This window comes from Campylobacter sp. (assembly GCF_017646085.1).
GTDB lineage: Bacteria > Campylobacterota > Campylobacteria > Campylobacterales > Campylobacteraceae > Campylobacter.
This window is the reverse complement of the sequence record NZ_JAGCNF010000036.1, coordinates 1-15,398: the sequence shown is the minus strand read 5'-3', so window position 1 is coordinate 15,398 and position 15,398 is coordinate 1. Positions and strand designations below refer to the sequence as shown.

Below are 15,398 nucleotides of genomic sequence, written 5' to 3'. Positions count from 1 at the left end.
TCCGTGCACTGGGCTGAGAGCATTACAGCTACTAAAAGCTCATATAGATTTTTAAAATTTAACTCAGTCTTTGCTCCACTAAAATGCTCTAAAAATAGTGCTTTTATTTCATTTATATCTTTTTTACTTCTCATATTTTGATTATAACAAAATATAAAAAACATAATCTAAATTCAATAAGATATAATCAAATTTATAGTATAATATTGGACTTATTTTAAAAATTTAATACTGAAGGAAAAACAGATGAAAAAAGGTCTATTTCTAGCTCTTAGCTTAGCTGCTACTATGAGTTTAAATGCAGCGGTTTTAGCAACTGTAAATGGTGAGGAGATTACTGATAAAGATTTAGCTCCACTACTTGGTGCGCATGGTGCAGATTTTGATAAAATTCCAGATCAAATGAAAAAACAACTAATAGATGTGGCTATTAATGGTCAATTAATTCTAGAACAAGCTAAAAAAGATGGCATTGAAAAGACTACTGAGTATAAAGATGCACTTAAATTCAGCCAAGATAATGTTTTAAGAAATGTTTGGACACAAAATGAATATAAAAAAGTAAAAATCTCTGAAGCTGATGTAAAAGCATTTTATGAGAAAAATAAAGATACAATTTTTGTCAGTCCAGCCCAAGCAAAAGCAAAACATATCTTAGTGGGTACTCAAAAAGAGGCTGAAGATATAATTGCACAACTAAAAGGCTTAAAAGGTGATGCACTAACAGCTAAATTTAGCGAATTAGCTAAGACTAAATCAATTGATAAAGGTAGTGCTATGAATGGTGGCGAACTAGGTTGGTTTGATGAGTCTAGAATGGTTCCTGCATTTAGCAAGGCTGCATTTGCTCTAAAAAATGGAACAATCACTATAAAACCAGTTAAGAGTGAATTTGGATATCATGTAATCTTAAAAGAGGATTCAAAAGCCAAAACTACTGTTGCATATGATAAGGTTAAAAAGAATATTGAAGAGCAGCTAAGAAGTGAAAAATTTAGAACTGTAATGCAAGGCAAAATGAACGAACTAAGACAAGGTGCAAAAATAGAATACAAATAATAGGGGTATGATATGGGAGTAACAAATATCGTTAAACCTGGCGTAGTCTGGGGTGAGGATCTTAGTAAGTTATATGAGTATGCTAAAAGCGAAGGCTTTGCAATTCCAGCAGTTAATGTCGTAGGAAGCCACTCTATAAATGCAGTAATGGAAGCAGCTAAAAGAGCAAATTCGCCTGTTATAGTGCAATTTAGTAATGGCGGTGCAAGCTATTACGCTGGCAAAGCTTGTCCAAATGGTGATGTACTTGGCGCTATAGCTGGAGCTAAACAGGTTCATCTACTAGCTCAAGCATATGGAATTCCTGTAATTTTGCATACTGATCATGCTGCTAGAAAGCTTTTACCATGGATAGATTCTCTTATAGAAGCTAGCCGTGAAAATATTAAAAGTTGCGGGGTTCCTCTATTTAGCTCACATATGCTAGATCTAAGCGAAGAGCCATTAGAAGAGAATTTAGCTACTTGTCAAGAGTATTTAAAAACTTTAAGCGATCTTGGTATAGCGCTTGAGATTGAGCTTGGTGTAACTGGCGGTGAAGAAGATGGCGTAGATAATACAAATGTAGATAATGCTCTTTTATACACTCAGCCTGAAGATGTAGCTATGGCATATGAGAGACTTGGCAAGATTAGTGATAAATTTAGCATAGCTGCAAGTTTTGGCAATGTACATGGCGTTTATAAGCCTGGTAATGTCGTGCTGCGTCCAGAGATTCTTAAAAATTCTCAAGAGTATATCAAAGCCAAATTTAACACAACGAGCAACAAACCAGTAAATTTTGTATTTCACGGTGGAAGCGGTAGTGAGCTAGCTGATATTAAAGCAGCGGTAAGCTATGGTGTAATTAAGATGAATATCGATACTGATACTCAGTGGGCATTCTGGGATGGTGTGCGTGGATATGAGGCTAAAAATCATGACTATTTACAAGGTCAAATAGGAAACCCAGAAGGTAGTGATAAGCCAAATAAAAAATATTATGATCCTAGAAAATGGCTAAGAGAAGGCGAAGAAAGTATGGTAAAAAGACTTTTAGAAGCTTTTGAGGATTTAAACTGTATCAATAAAAATTAAACTATTTAGCCAAAGATATCTTTGGCTAAATTGCTTTAAGCTTAGCCATTTTTGATAGTTAAGCTTAGCGCAATTTAGAAGGAAATTTAAATGGAAAAAGAGAGCGAACTTGGCGAGATATCTCTGCCTGAGAGTGGAAATAGACAGAGTAAATTTGTATATTTTAAAATTGTATTAGTACCGATTTTGGTATATATAATGTGTATACTGTGCTATTTTGATATTATAAAATTTAAAGTTGGACTTGATATTGTTATTATTATGGGACTTATGCTTGTTGTGGCATTAGCTTTTGCTAGACATAGTGCTGAGCTTGGGTGTTGTCTATTTGAACAAAAAAAAGATATATTTAAAAAAGAGCTAAAAAATTATATCATCAAAACTCTACTTACAATTGGTAAGGAGAGAAAATCAAATGGCAGCTTTGATGAATTTGCTTCTAGATACTCTAAAGATGTGCGAAATGACAACTTTGCAGCTGTGGCGACTGGAGTTTTTCCTATGCTTGGAGTTTTTGGGACATTTGTGAGTATTGGGATATCTATGCCGGTTTTAAGCTCGGCTGATATGCTTAGTTTAGAGAGTGAGATTACTCAACTATTTGCAGGTATTGGGGTATCTTTTTATCTGTGTGCTTATGGGATATTTTTAGCGCTTTGGTGGATATTTTTTGAGCGATATGGTATTAGTAGATTTGAGAGATTAATTGCTAGACAAAAGAATGCTACGATGTCGTTTTTTTGGACTTCTGATGAGATTCAAAAAAGATATATGCAAGAGACATTAGGTAGCTTTGAGAAAATTGGTGTGATATTTGATTATGTTAGTAAACAAGAATTTTTCAAAGAGCTTGATAATGTTGTGCAGAAAAAATTTGATAATTTTACTAAGCTTTTACAGACTGAAGAGGAAGCTGTAAAAGTAAGTGGTGAGCATATTAAACAGACAATGGATATGTTAATAAGATCACAAAGAGATCAAAAAGATATGATTAAGATTCATGCTGAGATTATTAATGTTTTAAATTTATTCAATAGCAATATAAAAGAGCTGCAAATTAGATGGAGCGAGAGTTATGCAAGATTGCAAAGCATTAGCGATGAGAAAGTTACAAAGCTCGATAAAACTGTTTATAATCTAGGTATGAATATTATTAAATTTGAAAGATCGCTAGAGGAGTTTAGTGTAAATATTCTTGAGAAGCAGCAGCTTGCTTTAGATGGGTTTAAGATTGCTATTGTCGATGGTATGCAAGCATTTAAAGATGCATTTGATGAGGAGAGCGTAGGTAAAGATAGTAGTAGTGTTATTGTTGAAGAGCTTAAAAAAAGTATCCAAGAGATAGATAATGAAGCAAATATCGCCCTAGAGATGCTAGAAAAAACTGACTTTGAAACTATCTTAAAATCAGATGAAGAAGAATCAAAATCAAGTGATGAAAAGAAAGATTGATGAGAATTAATATATCAAATGATGAGAGATCAAGCTTTTGGCTTAGTTATATTGGACTCATAACAGGGTTGTTTTTTATCTTTGTTTTAGTAGTTGGGGTAGTAGTTGTACGATACTCTATCTCTGCTTCAAATTTAGCATACCTCCAAAAGGATTTAAATGATAATATCGCTTCTTTAAATGCTGCAAATAAGGAGCTAAATAAAAAACACGAGAGCATTAAAAGCTTTATTGAACAACTAAAATCAAATCCTGATAGTAATAATATCGAGCAGCTTTATTTAAATTTAAATAAAGAACTAAGCAAAGCAACATCAACTATAAATAATAGCTTGGATGTGATTAGTTTAAAAAATGATGAACTAACAGCACATATTAATAAACAAGAGGAGTTAATCAGCGATCTAAATAATCAAATCAATCAGCGAGATATTCAAATAGATGCTATTGAAAACGACTTACAAAATTATAAAAGTAGCTTAGAAAACTATACAAAAATTAGAGAAAACATCGCTTTATCTCTTAAGTCTAAGCTAGTAAATATAGCGCAGATAGATCCTAAAACTGCTGAGATTACTATGGATGCAGCAAAGATTTTTAACATTAACTCATCTGTTATTAGAGATGATGCCAAATTTGATCTGCGCAGAATTTTTAAAGTCTATTTAGATTATATGCTAAGTTCTGAAGTAGTGCAAAATATCAATAAAATTATCATTGAATGTCATACAGATAGTGATGGTGGATATATGCATAATCTAGATTTATCCCAAAAACAAGCGTTAGAGATTATGAAATTTGCCTACGCAATTTATAAAAATGAAAACTTAAGTAGATATTTGGTTGCTATTGGAAAAAGTAATAGTGAACCAATATTAAAAGATGGTCTAGAAGACCCATCAGCAAGCTTTAGGATAAAAATTAAATTTGATTTACAAGATCCTAAATATTTCATTGATAAGGTTTTAAATCAGAGTGCCAATTGAGTCAATCTATTTTAGAGGACGTAGGTTTTGGGTTTTACGAGATGATTTAATAGGTGGCGAGTTTAATGGTAATAAAGCTAGAAAACTTGCCTTTTTGTTAAATTCAAATTTAAACCACATAAATCGCATAATTTCATATGGCTCAAGCCAGTCAAATGCTATGTATTCTATTAGTCTTTTAGCTAAAATGCGTGGAGTTAAATTTGTATATTTTACCCATCATATTTGTGATTTTTTATTAGATAATCCATGTGGAAATTATGCTTATGCACTAAAAAATGGTATGGATATTAAAATAAGTGCCAACCCATCAAAATCAGCCCAAGATGAATGTAAATCAAGTACAGATCTTTTTATTCCTGAGGGTGTAGCAATGCGTGAGGCAGAGGTAGGATTTAAAGAACAAGCTAAAATAATCCAAGATTATGCTAAAAAAAATGGAATTAAATTTGATATATTTTTACCTAGTGGAACAGGGTGTAGTGCTGCATTTTTAGCTAAAAATTTAAATGATATGTATGTTTGGAGTGTGCCTTGCGTAGGTGATGCTAAGTATTTAAAAGAGCAAATTTTAACTCTTGACCCATTTAGCAAGATTAAGATATTAAACCCACCAAAAAAATATCATTTTGGCAAGTTGTATCTTGAAATATATGAGATATATAAGGAGCTTTTAAATACTAATATAGAGTTTGAACTTCTATATGATGGAGTAGGGTGGCTTACTTTGATGAATAATTTAGATAAATTTCAAAATGAAATTTTATACATTCATCAGGGTGGAATATTAGGAAATATTACGCTTTTAGATAGGTATAAAAGAAAATTTAATCAATGAATTTATATTTAGTTATTATATTTTAGATATACTTTTTTAGCTAAATCATATAATTTAGCTCTTAATTAAATAAGATAAAATAAGGAGGAATAAAGTAGTATAGTTGATATCATTTATCAATTATAATTTTATATAAATTTGAATTTAATCTTTTTATGGTGCTAAAGAAGAGCTTTTTAAAATATTTTTGATAATTATAATCAAAATAAGCTAAAATTTATAATAGCTAGATTATAATAATAATTATCAAAATACTATAAAGGCAAACGATGTCAGTTTTAGTAATAGGCGCAGATGAAATAGCACCGATTAGAGCGGTTTTACAAGGATTAGGTGTTAGCAAGATTGAGCACTGGGATGCAAGAAATGAAAATAGAGTAAATCGCAAACCAATACCTCAAGAGGTGGAGTGTGTAGTGATGCTAACTAGTTTTTTAAATCATAATACGATGAAAAAGATAAAATCTGAAGTCAAAAAACGTAATATTAAATTAGTTTGCGCTAAAAGAAGTGTAAGCTGTGTATATTGTGAGTATTGCAAGGTTTTTGGGCTTGAGAGTAAATTTAATTGCGAAAGGTAAATATGACAGCAGTAATTTTTGGTAGTACAATGGGAAATGCAGAGGAAGCAGCAAATAAAATCGCAGCAAATTTAGGTATTGATACAGTTTTAAACATAGCTGAGACAAGTGCAAGTGAGATTAATGGATTTGATAAGCTAATTATAGGATCATCTACATGGGGAAGTGGTGATTTGCAAGATGATATGGACGCTTTTGATTTTTCAGAGTTAAATTTAAGCGGTAAAACAGTTGCGCTATTTGGCGTTGGCGATAGTTCTAGCTATGATGATACATATTGTGATGCTTTAGGAATTTTATTTGATAAATGTAGTGAGCTTGGTGCTAATATCGTAGGTGCTACAGCTGCTCCAAGTTTTGATTTTACTGATTCAAAAGCTGCTAGAAATGGTGGATTTGTCGGCCTAGCACTTGATTTTGATAACTATGGCGATCAAGTAGATTCACTAATTGCTAATTGGTGTGATCAAATCAGAGCAAATTTCAGCTAATTTTTGATACAATTACGCAAAAATTATAAAGGATTAAATATGCCATTACTTGATAGTTTTTGCGTAGATCATACTATTATGAATGCACCTGGCGTAAGGCTTGCTAAGGTGATGAAAACTCCAAAAGGCGATGATATAAGCGTCTTTGATCTTAGGTTTTGCAAGCCAAATTTAGATATCTTACCTGAGCGTGGTATTCACACTTTAGAGCATTTATTTGCTGGATTTATGAGAGATCATCTGAATTCAAATAGTGTTGAAATCATTGATATATCTCCGATGGGGTGTAGAACTGGATTTTATATGAGTCTTATAGGTACTCCATCTATTAGCGATGTGATAGAGGCGTGGAGGCTTTCTATGAATGATGTTTTATCCGTAAAAAGCCAAAATGATATCCCAGAGCTAAATGAGTACCAATGTGGTACATATAAGATGCATTCACTAGATGAAGCAAAAGAGATAGCACAAAATGTGCTAAATGTAGGTATTAGTCATATTGACAATGAGGCTATCAAACTAGATTTTAGTAAGATTAAATGATTTAGTAAATAGGGATTTAATCGTTTAAGAAATAAAATAGCTATTTTTATAGTAAAAACTATATTTAAATAGCTATTTATTTTATATTTTTTATTTGTGTGTACACTCTTGTGTATACTTTATACTGAAAACAATTGAAATAAGATGATAACAAAGGAAAGCTTAAATTACTTGTAAAGCTCGTATTTTTGGGGGTTTTTGAAAGTTTAAGAAAAGTGTTAAAAAAGGGTCTTGGTACCTGAGGTCGGACTCGAACCGACACAGGGTCGCCCCTACCAGATTTTGAGTCTAGCGTGTCTACCATTTCACCACTCAGGCATAAAGATTAAAATTGTATCTAAATTCAGATTAAAATATCCTAAATTTATCTACATCCACTCTAAAACTTGTGTAATTTCTTTGGCTACAAATGTCTTTATAGTTGATTTTTCTAATGGTTTGTTTGGTGTGATTGCATTCTTAAATTTTTGAAGTGTTGCCTCTTTTAGTCTTGCATCAAGGTTAAAAATTTCTCTAATCTCTCCATTTAAACTAAGCTCACCGATAAATACGCTTTCTTTAGATATTGGGCGGTTGCGAAAGCTAGATATTATAGCAGCAACTACGGCTAAATCGCAGGCTGGTTCGTTGATTTTTACTCCGCCTGTAACATTGATAAAAACATCATAATGACCAAGTGGAATCTCAAGCTTGCGCTCTAAAAGTGCTAAAATCATATCTAAGCGATTTTTATCAAATCCAGTTGAGCTTCTTTTTGGGTAGCTACTTTCACATACTAAGGCTTGAATTTCTACTACTAACGCACGGCTTCCTTCCATTGTTACAGTAATAGCTGAGCCGCTAACTGCGCTACCACGAGTAAAAAATTTACTACTAATATCTTTAGCACTCACTAATCCATTGCTTCTCATTTCAAAGATACCAACCTCGCTAGTTGTACCAAATCGGTTTTTAATTCCTCTTAAAATTCTCAGTTCTTTGCTGCTATCACCTTCAAAATATAATACTACATCTACCATATGTTCTAAAATTCTAGGTCCAGCTATAGAGCCTTCTTTGGTTATATGGCCAATGATAAATATTGCTATATCATCTTTTTTGGCTAGTCTCATTAGCTCAAATGTAATCTCTCTAACTTGCGATATAGAGCCTGGTGCAGAGCTAATCTTATCACTATATAGAGTTTGAATAGAGTCTATAACTATAGCTTTATACTCATTTTTAGCTACTTCAGCTAGTATAGATGAGAGATCAATCTCGGTTAGCAAAAATAGATTATCGCTATTAGCATTTAGGCGATCAGCTCTTAATTTGATCTGACTAGCACTCTCTTCGCCGCTGACATATAAGACTTTTTGATTATCATTAGCTAAATTTGAAGCAATTTTCAGCAGTAGAGTTGATTTGCCAATGCCAGGACTCCCGCCTATTAAAACTAGCGAACCACTTACTACTCCACCACCTAATACAAGGTCAAGCTCATTATCGCCGGTGGATTTGCGTTTTATCTGTTCTATTTGAATTTGAGATATTGGTGTAGCATTTTTTGTGGTTTTAGTTAGTTTTGCTAATTCTTGGCTTGCTTTTATTTGCTCATTACTAAGCTCTATAAAACTCTCCCAGGCACCGCATTGCGGACATTTGCCCATCCATTTACTTTGATGATTTCCACATGCTTCACATTCAAATAGAGTTTTTAATTTTGCCATTTTTATTTTTAAAATATAGCATCGCAGATAGTATCTACGAACTCTTTTGGATTAAATTTAATTAAATCGTCTTTGCTCTCACCAACACCAATGTATAAAATAGGCAACTCAAGTTCCCTAGCAATTCCAAATAATGCACCACCTTTAGCAGTACCATCAAGCTTAGTAATTATTACTCCATCGACCTTTATAATTTCATTGAATGCCTTAGCCTGAGCAACTCCAGCGCTTCCTTGCGTACCATCTAGTATTAAGATTTTTTGGTGTGGGGCGCCACTTAGAGCTTTATCACTTATTCTTGAGATCTTTTCTAACTCACTTGCTAGATTTTTTTGATTTTGTAGCCTACCAGCTGTATCGATTATAGCATAATCCATACCTTTGGCTACTGCTGAACTAATAGTATCGTAGGCTACAGCTGCTGGATCGTGACCTTGGCTTGAAGCAATTATTGGCACTTCTAATCTGGTTGCCCATTGGCGTAGTTGTTCTATTGCACCAGCTCTAAATGTATCGCTAGCACCTAAAATAACGCTTTTTGAATTTGATTTAAATAAATTTGCTAATTTAGCTATTGTAGTTGTTTTACCAGCACCATTTACGCCTAATATCATCATAACAAATGGCTTGGCTTCTATGCTTTTGCTATCATACATAAAGTATGTTTGCATAACTCTAGATAGATCAGCTTTATCTACTATTTCACGTGGTGGAAGGTAATATATAATCTCTTGTACTATTTCATATGGTACATCCGCTTCTAGTAAAAGCTCTTCAAGAACATCTTTAGTAATTTTTTTATCTGCTGGTTTAGAACCAGTAAAGGCACTTATGGTTTTTTCAAGACCTTTTTTAAGAAAGCTAAACATTATTTAATCACCTTTTTAATATCATTTTCAAGCATCTCAATAGGTACTAACCCGCTATAAGATGTGGCAAGTTTGCCATTTGGATAGTATAAAATACTAAAGGGAATTCCAACTACACCGCCAAGCGATGAGATTAGATATTCATTTGCCTTGGTATAGGCAATTGGATAATTGATATTTAACAACTCTTTAAATTCATTTGCTTGTTCTAGGCTTATCTCATCAACTGAGACTCCAATGACTTGAAGCTTATCTTTAAATTTATCTTGAAGCGATACAAGATATGGAATTTCTACTTTGCATGGAGGGCACCAAGTAGCAAAGAAATTTAAAAATACTGCCTTATCTTTAATATCAATATCATATCCATCATTACGCTTTTGCATATTAAGTTCTGTGCCATCGTTTAATGGGAGTTTAAATGGTTTTGAGTAGTCAGCTTGCATAACTGATGGCGTAGATGGTTCTTTGTCATTTTTATCATCGCAGCCAGCAAAAAATACTAGCAAGGCCGCTACTAAAAAGATTTTAAATTTCATAGCATTTTCCTAATTTTTTGGTAAAATACCGCAATTATACTAAATAAAGATTAATATTATGGTTAAATTTGATAAGCAAACTTATAGAAAAATTGCAAAATCTGCTCTTAAAAAAGAGTCTAAAAGAGTAGCAAGTAGCTATAAAAATAGGCTAAATTCGGATATTATAAAACTTATTAGATTTTATAATGTAAAAAATTTGTTGATTTTTACCCCTATGCCAACAGAGCCAAATTTGATAATGCTTAGACGAAAGCTAGCAAAAAAATGCACAATATTTGTCCCATTTATGGTAGATAAAAGCTTAAAAATGGTAAAATTGCGCCTACCCCTTTTTGTATCTAAATTTGGCATTAAAGAAGCAAGAGATTCAAATGCTTATAAAAAAAAGATAGATATGGCAATAGTGCCAGTAATTGCAGTAGATACAAATATGGCTAGAGTAGGTCATGGGGCTGGATTTTATGATAGATTTTTTGATAGTCTAGGATATAGGCCAGTTGTCGTGTTTGTGAGTATAAAAGATATGTATATTAATGATAAAATTTGTGATGCACATGATATTTGTGCAGACTTTTATATCACACCTACTAAAAAATATATAAAAAAGGTATGTTATGATAGAGATGTCGCTAGTAGGATTAGGAGGCTTAATTTTTGGAGCTGGAGGCGGTTGGCTAATATCTAAAAAGATAAATGATGCTAATTATAGTATATTTTTAGAACAGGCAAAGGCTAAGGCTAAGGCTATTGAATTTGAAGCTGAGAGTGTGCTTAAAGATGCTAAAGTTAAGGTAAGCGAGGCTGAGTTTGAAGCTAAAAAAAGATATGAGGAAAAAGGCAGTAAGCTTCAAAAAGAGTATAATCAAAAATTTGATGAGATAAATAAAAAAGAGCAAAATTTATTATCTCAAAAAGAGAGCTTAAATAGTGCTAAAATCGATTTGGAACAGAGTCAAAATAGAGCTAATGCTTTATATGAAGAGGGTTTGAATTTAAAAAATTCATATCAAGAAAAGATTGACGAAGTACTAAAAACTATGGAGCGTATAGCTGGTCTTACCCAAGATGAAGCCAAAGAATTGGTACTTAAAAAAGTCGAAGAAAAAAGTCGTGCTGATATAGCGCACATAGTTAGAAAATATGAAGAAGAAGCCAAACGAGAGGCAAAGAAAAAGGCTAATTATATTCTAGCTCAAGCTACTAGTAGATTTGCTGGAGAGTTTGCTGCTGAGAGATTAATTAATGTAGTAGATATTAAAAATGATGAGTTAAAAGGTAGAATTATTGGCAAAGAAGGAAGAAATATCAAAACTCTTGAGATGGTTTTAGGAGTAGATATTATCATTGATGATACACCTCACGCTATTGTACTTTCAAGCTTTAATTTATATAGAAGAGCAATTGCGACAAGAGTAATTGAGCTGCTAGTAGAAGATGGTAGAATCCAGCCAGCTAGAATAGAAGAGATTCATCAAAAGGTTTGCGAGGAATTTGAGGCTAGTATTTTAGAAGAGGGTGAAAATATCCTAATAGACCTTGGCATTACTAAAGTTCATCCTGAAATTGTTAAATTAATTGGTAAGATGAAATTTAGAGCCAGCTATGGTCAAAATGCTTTAGCGCATAGCCTAGAGGTTGCTCATTTAGCAGGAATAATAGCTGCTGAGACTGGTGGAGATGAAAAACTAGCTATTAGGGCTGGTATATTACATGATATAGGCAAGGCGCTTACACATGAGTATCAAGGTAGCCATGTAGATTTAGGTGCTGAAATTTGCAAACGCTATAAAGAGCATCCAGTAGTAATCAATGCGATATATGCCCACCACGGTCATGAAGAGGCATTAAGCGTAGAATGCGCTGCAGTATGTGCTGCTGATGCGCTATCAGCAGCTAGACCAGGGGCTAGGCGTGAGGTTTTAGAGAATTTCTTAAAAAGAGTAGAAGAGATAGAAAATATAGCAAATTCAAAAGAAGGGATTAAAAACGCCTATGCTATAAATGCTGGTCGTGAGATAAGGGTAATTGCTAATGCTCAGTTAGTAAATGATGATGAGGCTGTGCTTTTAGCCAAAGAGATCGCTGAAGAGATAGAGAGTAAAATGCAATACCCAGGTGAGATTAAAGTAAATGTAATCCGAGAATTACGAGCCGTAGAGTACGCAAAATAGGGGCGCAAATGATAAGGGTTATCTGGTTGGTTTTATTTAGTTTAAGCTTATTATATGGTGGAAATGAGAGATTATTAGACAGCGCAAATGCCTATAATCATATTAATAGAATTAATAAAATCTCCCAGCCTATCGTTACAAATTCATCTGCGATTATTGTTTTTCCTACTTTTGTTAAGGCCGGATTTATCCTTGGAGCGACTATAGGGCGTGGAGTTATGCTTGTGCGTGATGATGTAGATGAATTTTATAGCGATGATAACCTTACTCGCCATCTAAACAGCAACTGGAGTGCAGTTCCTGTGAGACTTGGCGGGGCAACTATTGGGTTGCAAGCTGGATATGAGAATAATTTTTTAGTGATGTATGTGATGAATCCAGCAGTAATTAAAGATATTTATGATAATAAGCTTACTCTTAGCGCTAGTGCGTCAGTAAGTTTTATGGATTATGGTACTAAAAATGAAATAGTTAGTGATATTGGCTTTAGTGATATTTATATTTATACAAATAACAGCGGCTTTTTTGCTGGGGCAAATCTTGGTGGATCAGTAATAACCGTTGATGATAAAATACGTTTCAATACAAATTCATACGGTTATAAACAATTAATGCATGCTATAACGGTGGTAAGATAATGCAAGATATACTTACAAATCTCTCAACTTATGGCTATTTAATTTTATTTTTATATAGTCTTGGCGGCGGTATGGTGGCTATTATTGGAGCAGGGCTTTTGAGTTTTGAAGGCAATATGAATTTGACGTTATCTATTATTATTGCAGCAGTGGCAAATTTTATTGGCGATATGATTTTGGTATATATGGGTAGGTATAATAAAAGCTCAGTAATGCCATATTTTAAATCGCATAAAAGAAAATTAGCCTTAGCTCAAATTTTATTTAAAAAATATGGAGATAAGATTATTTTTATCAAAAAATATATCTATGGATTAAAAACTTTAGTTCCTTTAGCAATAGGGCTTACTAAGTATAGTTTAATTAAATTTACTATTATTAATGCTATTTGCTCAGCTATATGGGCTATTAGTCTTGGACTAGCTAGCTACTATGCTGGTGGATTTATTTCTAAATTTGCTAGCTATTTTGGTGATCACAGCTATTTGGTTCCGCTATTTTTATTTATTTTATTGGGGTTGATTTGGCTATATTTTAGCTGGGCAACTAAAAAGAGATAACTATGAAAAAGTTTGCATATCTCATTGCAAGTCTACTTATTTTGATGGTTGGCTTGCATGGATATGCCTATCTTTTTTCCAATTTTGTTTTAAGCTCGGCCATAAATAAACTTAAAAATAGTAGCGAATTTACTTTATCAAACATAAATCAAAATAACTCAATTTTTTCTAGCAATCTAAATTTTACTCTAAAATATAAAGATTTCAATCTTCAATTTAATATTTTTAGCCATCATAGTGCTATTTCAATTTTTAATGGACTAGATATTGTAGGTGATATTTGTGATTTAGACCATCGATTAAAGATGGATTTGACACAAAATGAAAACTCAGTATTGGCTAAATTTAATCTAAATATTCCTATAAACGGAGGTATTAGTCAGCTAAAAGCTCAGATTTCTCCGCTAAAAATCATTGAAAATCACAATCTTTTTACAATTTCTAGTATAGATATTAGCACAACATTTGATACAGAGCGCTTATATTTTCTAGGCGTACGTTTCGATAAAGCTGATTTTGAATTTGATGGCATTAGTAGTGTTTTTAATGGAGTCGATATCGAAATTGATTATTTAGATGGGCTTGAATTTGCTAGCTTTGATCTATTTAAATTTAATCCAAATGAGTTAAATATTAGCATTAAAAATTTAAGAGCAAATGTTCCGCTTATTAATATAGTAAGCGATGAAGTAAAATTTGACTCCAAAACCATTACTAATAATCTAGCAAATATTATAAGTAATATACATGCCAAAAATGTGGCAATAAATAATATTATGATTGATAATATAAATTCTAAAATTCGTTTAGAAAATCTTATTATTGATAGTTATAAGATGGTTTTTAACATTATGTTTGGGTCTAAAAGTATTGGATTAATAGATGTATTTATTAGTTATAATCCAGTTTTATATGTTGATAAAATTAGTATTAATGATCTTTTTGAGTTAAAATTTAACCTTAGAGGAGATAGTTTTGATATAACAGATATAAATTTAGACGGCGAATTTATAGCTTTACGCCCAATATCTACAATAAAAGGGCTGGAATTTATATCTTTTTATGAAAATTTTTTAATAAGTAGTGGAATTTTAATAAAAAATGGTGAGGGTTATATATCTAAATTTAAATCTCAAAGAGAAAATGGCGAGTTAATTTTTAATAATTCTGTCAAATTTAGCGATATTTTAGCTGATTTCTAACCAAATTTGCAAATTTTTTTAAATTTTTTAGAAATTCCCCTAATATTTAAGCTTATTTTAAGCATATCTCTTATATAATTCCAGCTCACGAATTGAGAAACACCTTAACCTTCTGAAAAGCTTGGTTAAATCATCTCTTTATCGTTTTTTTGTTTTTTAATTTTTATAATGTTAAACTATCTTTTATAGTCAATCTTTGAAATCTAAACAAGTGATCGATTGAGCCAGAATCTTATTATATTATAATAGATTCAATACTTATATAACAGATATAAAGTTTTTAGATTAAAACTTCATAATACTTAAGTAGTTTATCTACTTTAATTTTTTATGGAGAGTTTGATCCTGGCTCATAGTGAACGCTGGCGGCGTGCCTAATACATGCAAGTCGAACGGACGAGTAAGAGCTTGCTCTTATGAGTTAGTGGCGCACGGGTGAGTAATGTATAGTTAATCTGCCCTACACTGGAGGACAACAGTTAGAAATGACTGCTAATACTCCATACTCCTTCTTAACACAAGTTAAGTCGGGAAAGTTTTTTCCTAAAACTTTTTCAAAAAAACTGACGATGATATGTCTTTCCTTTCAGAAAAACATTAAATTGCACAACTAAACTGTTAAGTTATACCACAACATAACTCATGCTCTAAACATTTGTTCTCTCGCAGTTGTTAGACTA

Annotated in this window: 16 protein-coding genes, 1 tRNA gene, 1 rRNA gene and 1 pseudogene; 14 read left to right on the top strand and 5 right to left on the bottom strand. The window is 32.4% G+C overall.

The genetic code is table 11. The features are described 5' to 3' along the window. A pseudogene (locus J6V67_RS01775) lies at window positions 1-134 on the bottom strand (endonuclease III); the annotation flags it as partial. A gap of 112 nt (window positions 135-246) precedes the next feature. Between J6V67_RS01775 and J6V67_RS01770 the strand changes: the two are divergent. The 8 genes from J6V67_RS01770 (at window position 247) to luxS (ending at window position 7,027) form a co-directional block, all read left to right on the top strand. Further along, on the top strand, window positions 247-1,059 hold the full coding sequence (locus J6V67_RS01770) for a peptidylprolyl isomerase (RefSeq protein WP_291857699.1): 813 nt from the start codon (window positions 247-249) through the stop codon (window positions 1,057-1,059). A 12-nt stretch (window positions 1,060-1,071) separates the two neighbouring features. Continuing rightward, window positions 1,072-2,136 carry a class II fructose-bisphosphate aldolase gene (gene fbaA, locus J6V67_RS01765; RefSeq protein WP_291857697.1) on the top strand — a complete coding sequence of 355 codons (1,065 nt, stop codon included), beginning with the start codon at window positions 1,072-1,074 and terminating at the stop codon, window positions 2,134-2,136. Window positions 2,137-2,226: 90 nt separating this feature from the next. After that, window positions 2,227-3,588 carry a MotA/TolQ/ExbB proton channel family protein gene (locus tag J6V67_RS01760; protein WP_291857695.1) on the top strand — a complete coding sequence of 454 codons (1,362 nt, stop codon included), beginning with the start codon at window positions 2,227-2,229 and terminating at the stop codon, window positions 3,586-3,588. Continuing rightward, on the top strand, window positions 3,588-4,574 hold the full coding sequence (locus J6V67_RS01755) for an OmpA family protein (protein ID WP_291857694.1): 987 nt from the start codon (window positions 3,588-3,590) through the stop codon (window positions 4,572-4,574). Before J6V67_RS01760 ends, J6V67_RS01755 begins: the two co-directional genes overlap by 1 nt. Beyond that, a complete protein-coding gene (locus J6V67_RS01750; RefSeq protein ID WP_291857692.1) occupies window positions 4,564-5,412 on the top strand; it encodes a 1-aminocyclopropane-1-carboxylate deaminase in 849 nt (282 codons plus the stop codon). Before J6V67_RS01755 ends, J6V67_RS01750 begins: the two co-directional genes overlap by 11 nt. Window positions 5,413-5,681: 269 nt before the next feature. Beyond that, the gene (locus J6V67_RS01745; RefSeq protein WP_291857690.1) at window positions 5,682-5,993 is read left to right on the top strand and encodes a DUF2325 domain-containing protein; all 312 of its coding nucleotides are present in this window, start codon (window positions 5,682-5,684) and stop codon (window positions 5,991-5,993) included. A 2-nt stretch (window positions 5,994-5,995) separates the two neighbouring features. Further along, window positions 5,996-6,484 carry a flavodoxin gene (locus J6V67_RS01740; RefSeq protein WP_291857688.1) on the top strand — a complete coding sequence of 163 codons (489 nt, stop codon included), beginning with the start codon at window positions 5,996-5,998 and terminating at the stop codon, window positions 6,482-6,484. Between the two features lie 39 nt (window positions 6,485-6,523). After that, entirely contained in the window at window positions 6,524-7,027 is a 504-nt protein-coding gene (gene luxS, locus J6V67_RS01735; RefSeq protein WP_291857686.1) for an S-ribosylhomocysteine lyase, read from the top strand. A 232-nt stretch (window positions 7,028-7,259) separates the two neighbouring features. Here luxS and J6V67_RS01730 read toward each other — a convergent pair. The 4 genes from J6V67_RS01730 to J6V67_RS01715 all read right to left on the bottom strand — a co-directional run bounded on the left by J6V67_RS01730 (window position 7,260) and on the right by J6V67_RS01715 (window position 10,144). Further along, window positions 7,260-7,345 (bottom strand) — tRNA-Leu (locus tag J6V67_RS01730). A 50-nt stretch (window positions 7,346-7,395) separates the two neighbouring features. Next, window positions 7,396-8,736: a DNA repair protein RadA gene (radA, locus tag J6V67_RS01725; RefSeq protein ID WP_291857684.1), complete on the bottom strand. Its 1,341-nt coding sequence runs from the start codon at window positions 8,734-8,736 to the stop codon at window positions 7,396-7,398. Between the two features lie 8 nt (window positions 8,737-8,744). Then, the gene (ftsY, locus tag J6V67_RS01720) at window positions 8,745-9,605 is read right to left on the bottom strand and encodes a signal recognition particle-docking protein FtsY (protein ID WP_291857682.1); all 861 of its coding nucleotides are present in this window, start codon (window positions 9,603-9,605) and stop codon (window positions 8,745-8,747) included. Then, window positions 9,605-10,144 (bottom strand): TlpA disulfide reductase family protein, encoded by a 540-nt coding sequence (locus J6V67_RS01715; protein WP_291857680.1) that lies wholly within the window; start codon window positions 10,142-10,144, stop codon window positions 9,605-9,607. Before J6V67_RS01715 ends, ftsY begins: the two co-directional genes overlap by 1 nt. A gap of 58 nt (window positions 10,145-10,202) precedes the next feature. Here J6V67_RS01715 and J6V67_RS01710 point away from each other — a divergent pair, with 58 nt between their 5' ends. The 6 genes from J6V67_RS01710 to J6V67_RS01685 all read left to right on the top strand — a co-directional run. Further along, on the top strand, window positions 10,203-10,832 hold the full coding sequence (locus J6V67_RS01710) for a 5-formyltetrahydrofolate cyclo-ligase (protein ID WP_291857678.1): 630 nt from the start codon (window positions 10,203-10,205) through the stop codon (window positions 10,830-10,832). Beyond that, entirely contained in the window at window positions 10,762-12,318 is a 1,557-nt protein-coding gene (rny, locus tag J6V67_RS01705; RefSeq protein ID WP_291857676.1) for a ribonuclease Y, read from the top strand. The genes J6V67_RS01710 and rny overlap by 71 nt, the downstream gene beginning before the upstream one ends. A gap of 8 nt (window positions 12,319-12,326) precedes the next feature. Continuing rightward, entirely contained in the window at window positions 12,327-12,956 is a 630-nt protein-coding gene (locus J6V67_RS01700; RefSeq protein WP_291857674.1) for a lipid-binding SYLF domain-containing protein, read from the top strand. Further along, on the top strand, window positions 12,956-13,516 hold the full coding sequence (locus J6V67_RS01695; protein WP_291857672.1) for a DedA family protein: 561 nt from the start codon (window positions 12,956-12,958) through the stop codon (window positions 13,514-13,516). The genes J6V67_RS01700 and J6V67_RS01695 overlap by 1 nt, the downstream gene beginning before the upstream one ends. 2 nt (window positions 13,517-13,518) lie before the next feature. Next, entirely contained in the window at window positions 13,519-14,718 is a 1,200-nt protein-coding gene (locus J6V67_RS01690) for a hypothetical protein (RefSeq protein WP_291857670.1), read from the top strand. A gap of 327 nt (window positions 14,719-15,045) precedes the next feature. Next, window positions 15,046-15,398, top strand: a 16S ribosomal RNA gene (locus J6V67_RS01685); the annotation flags it as partial.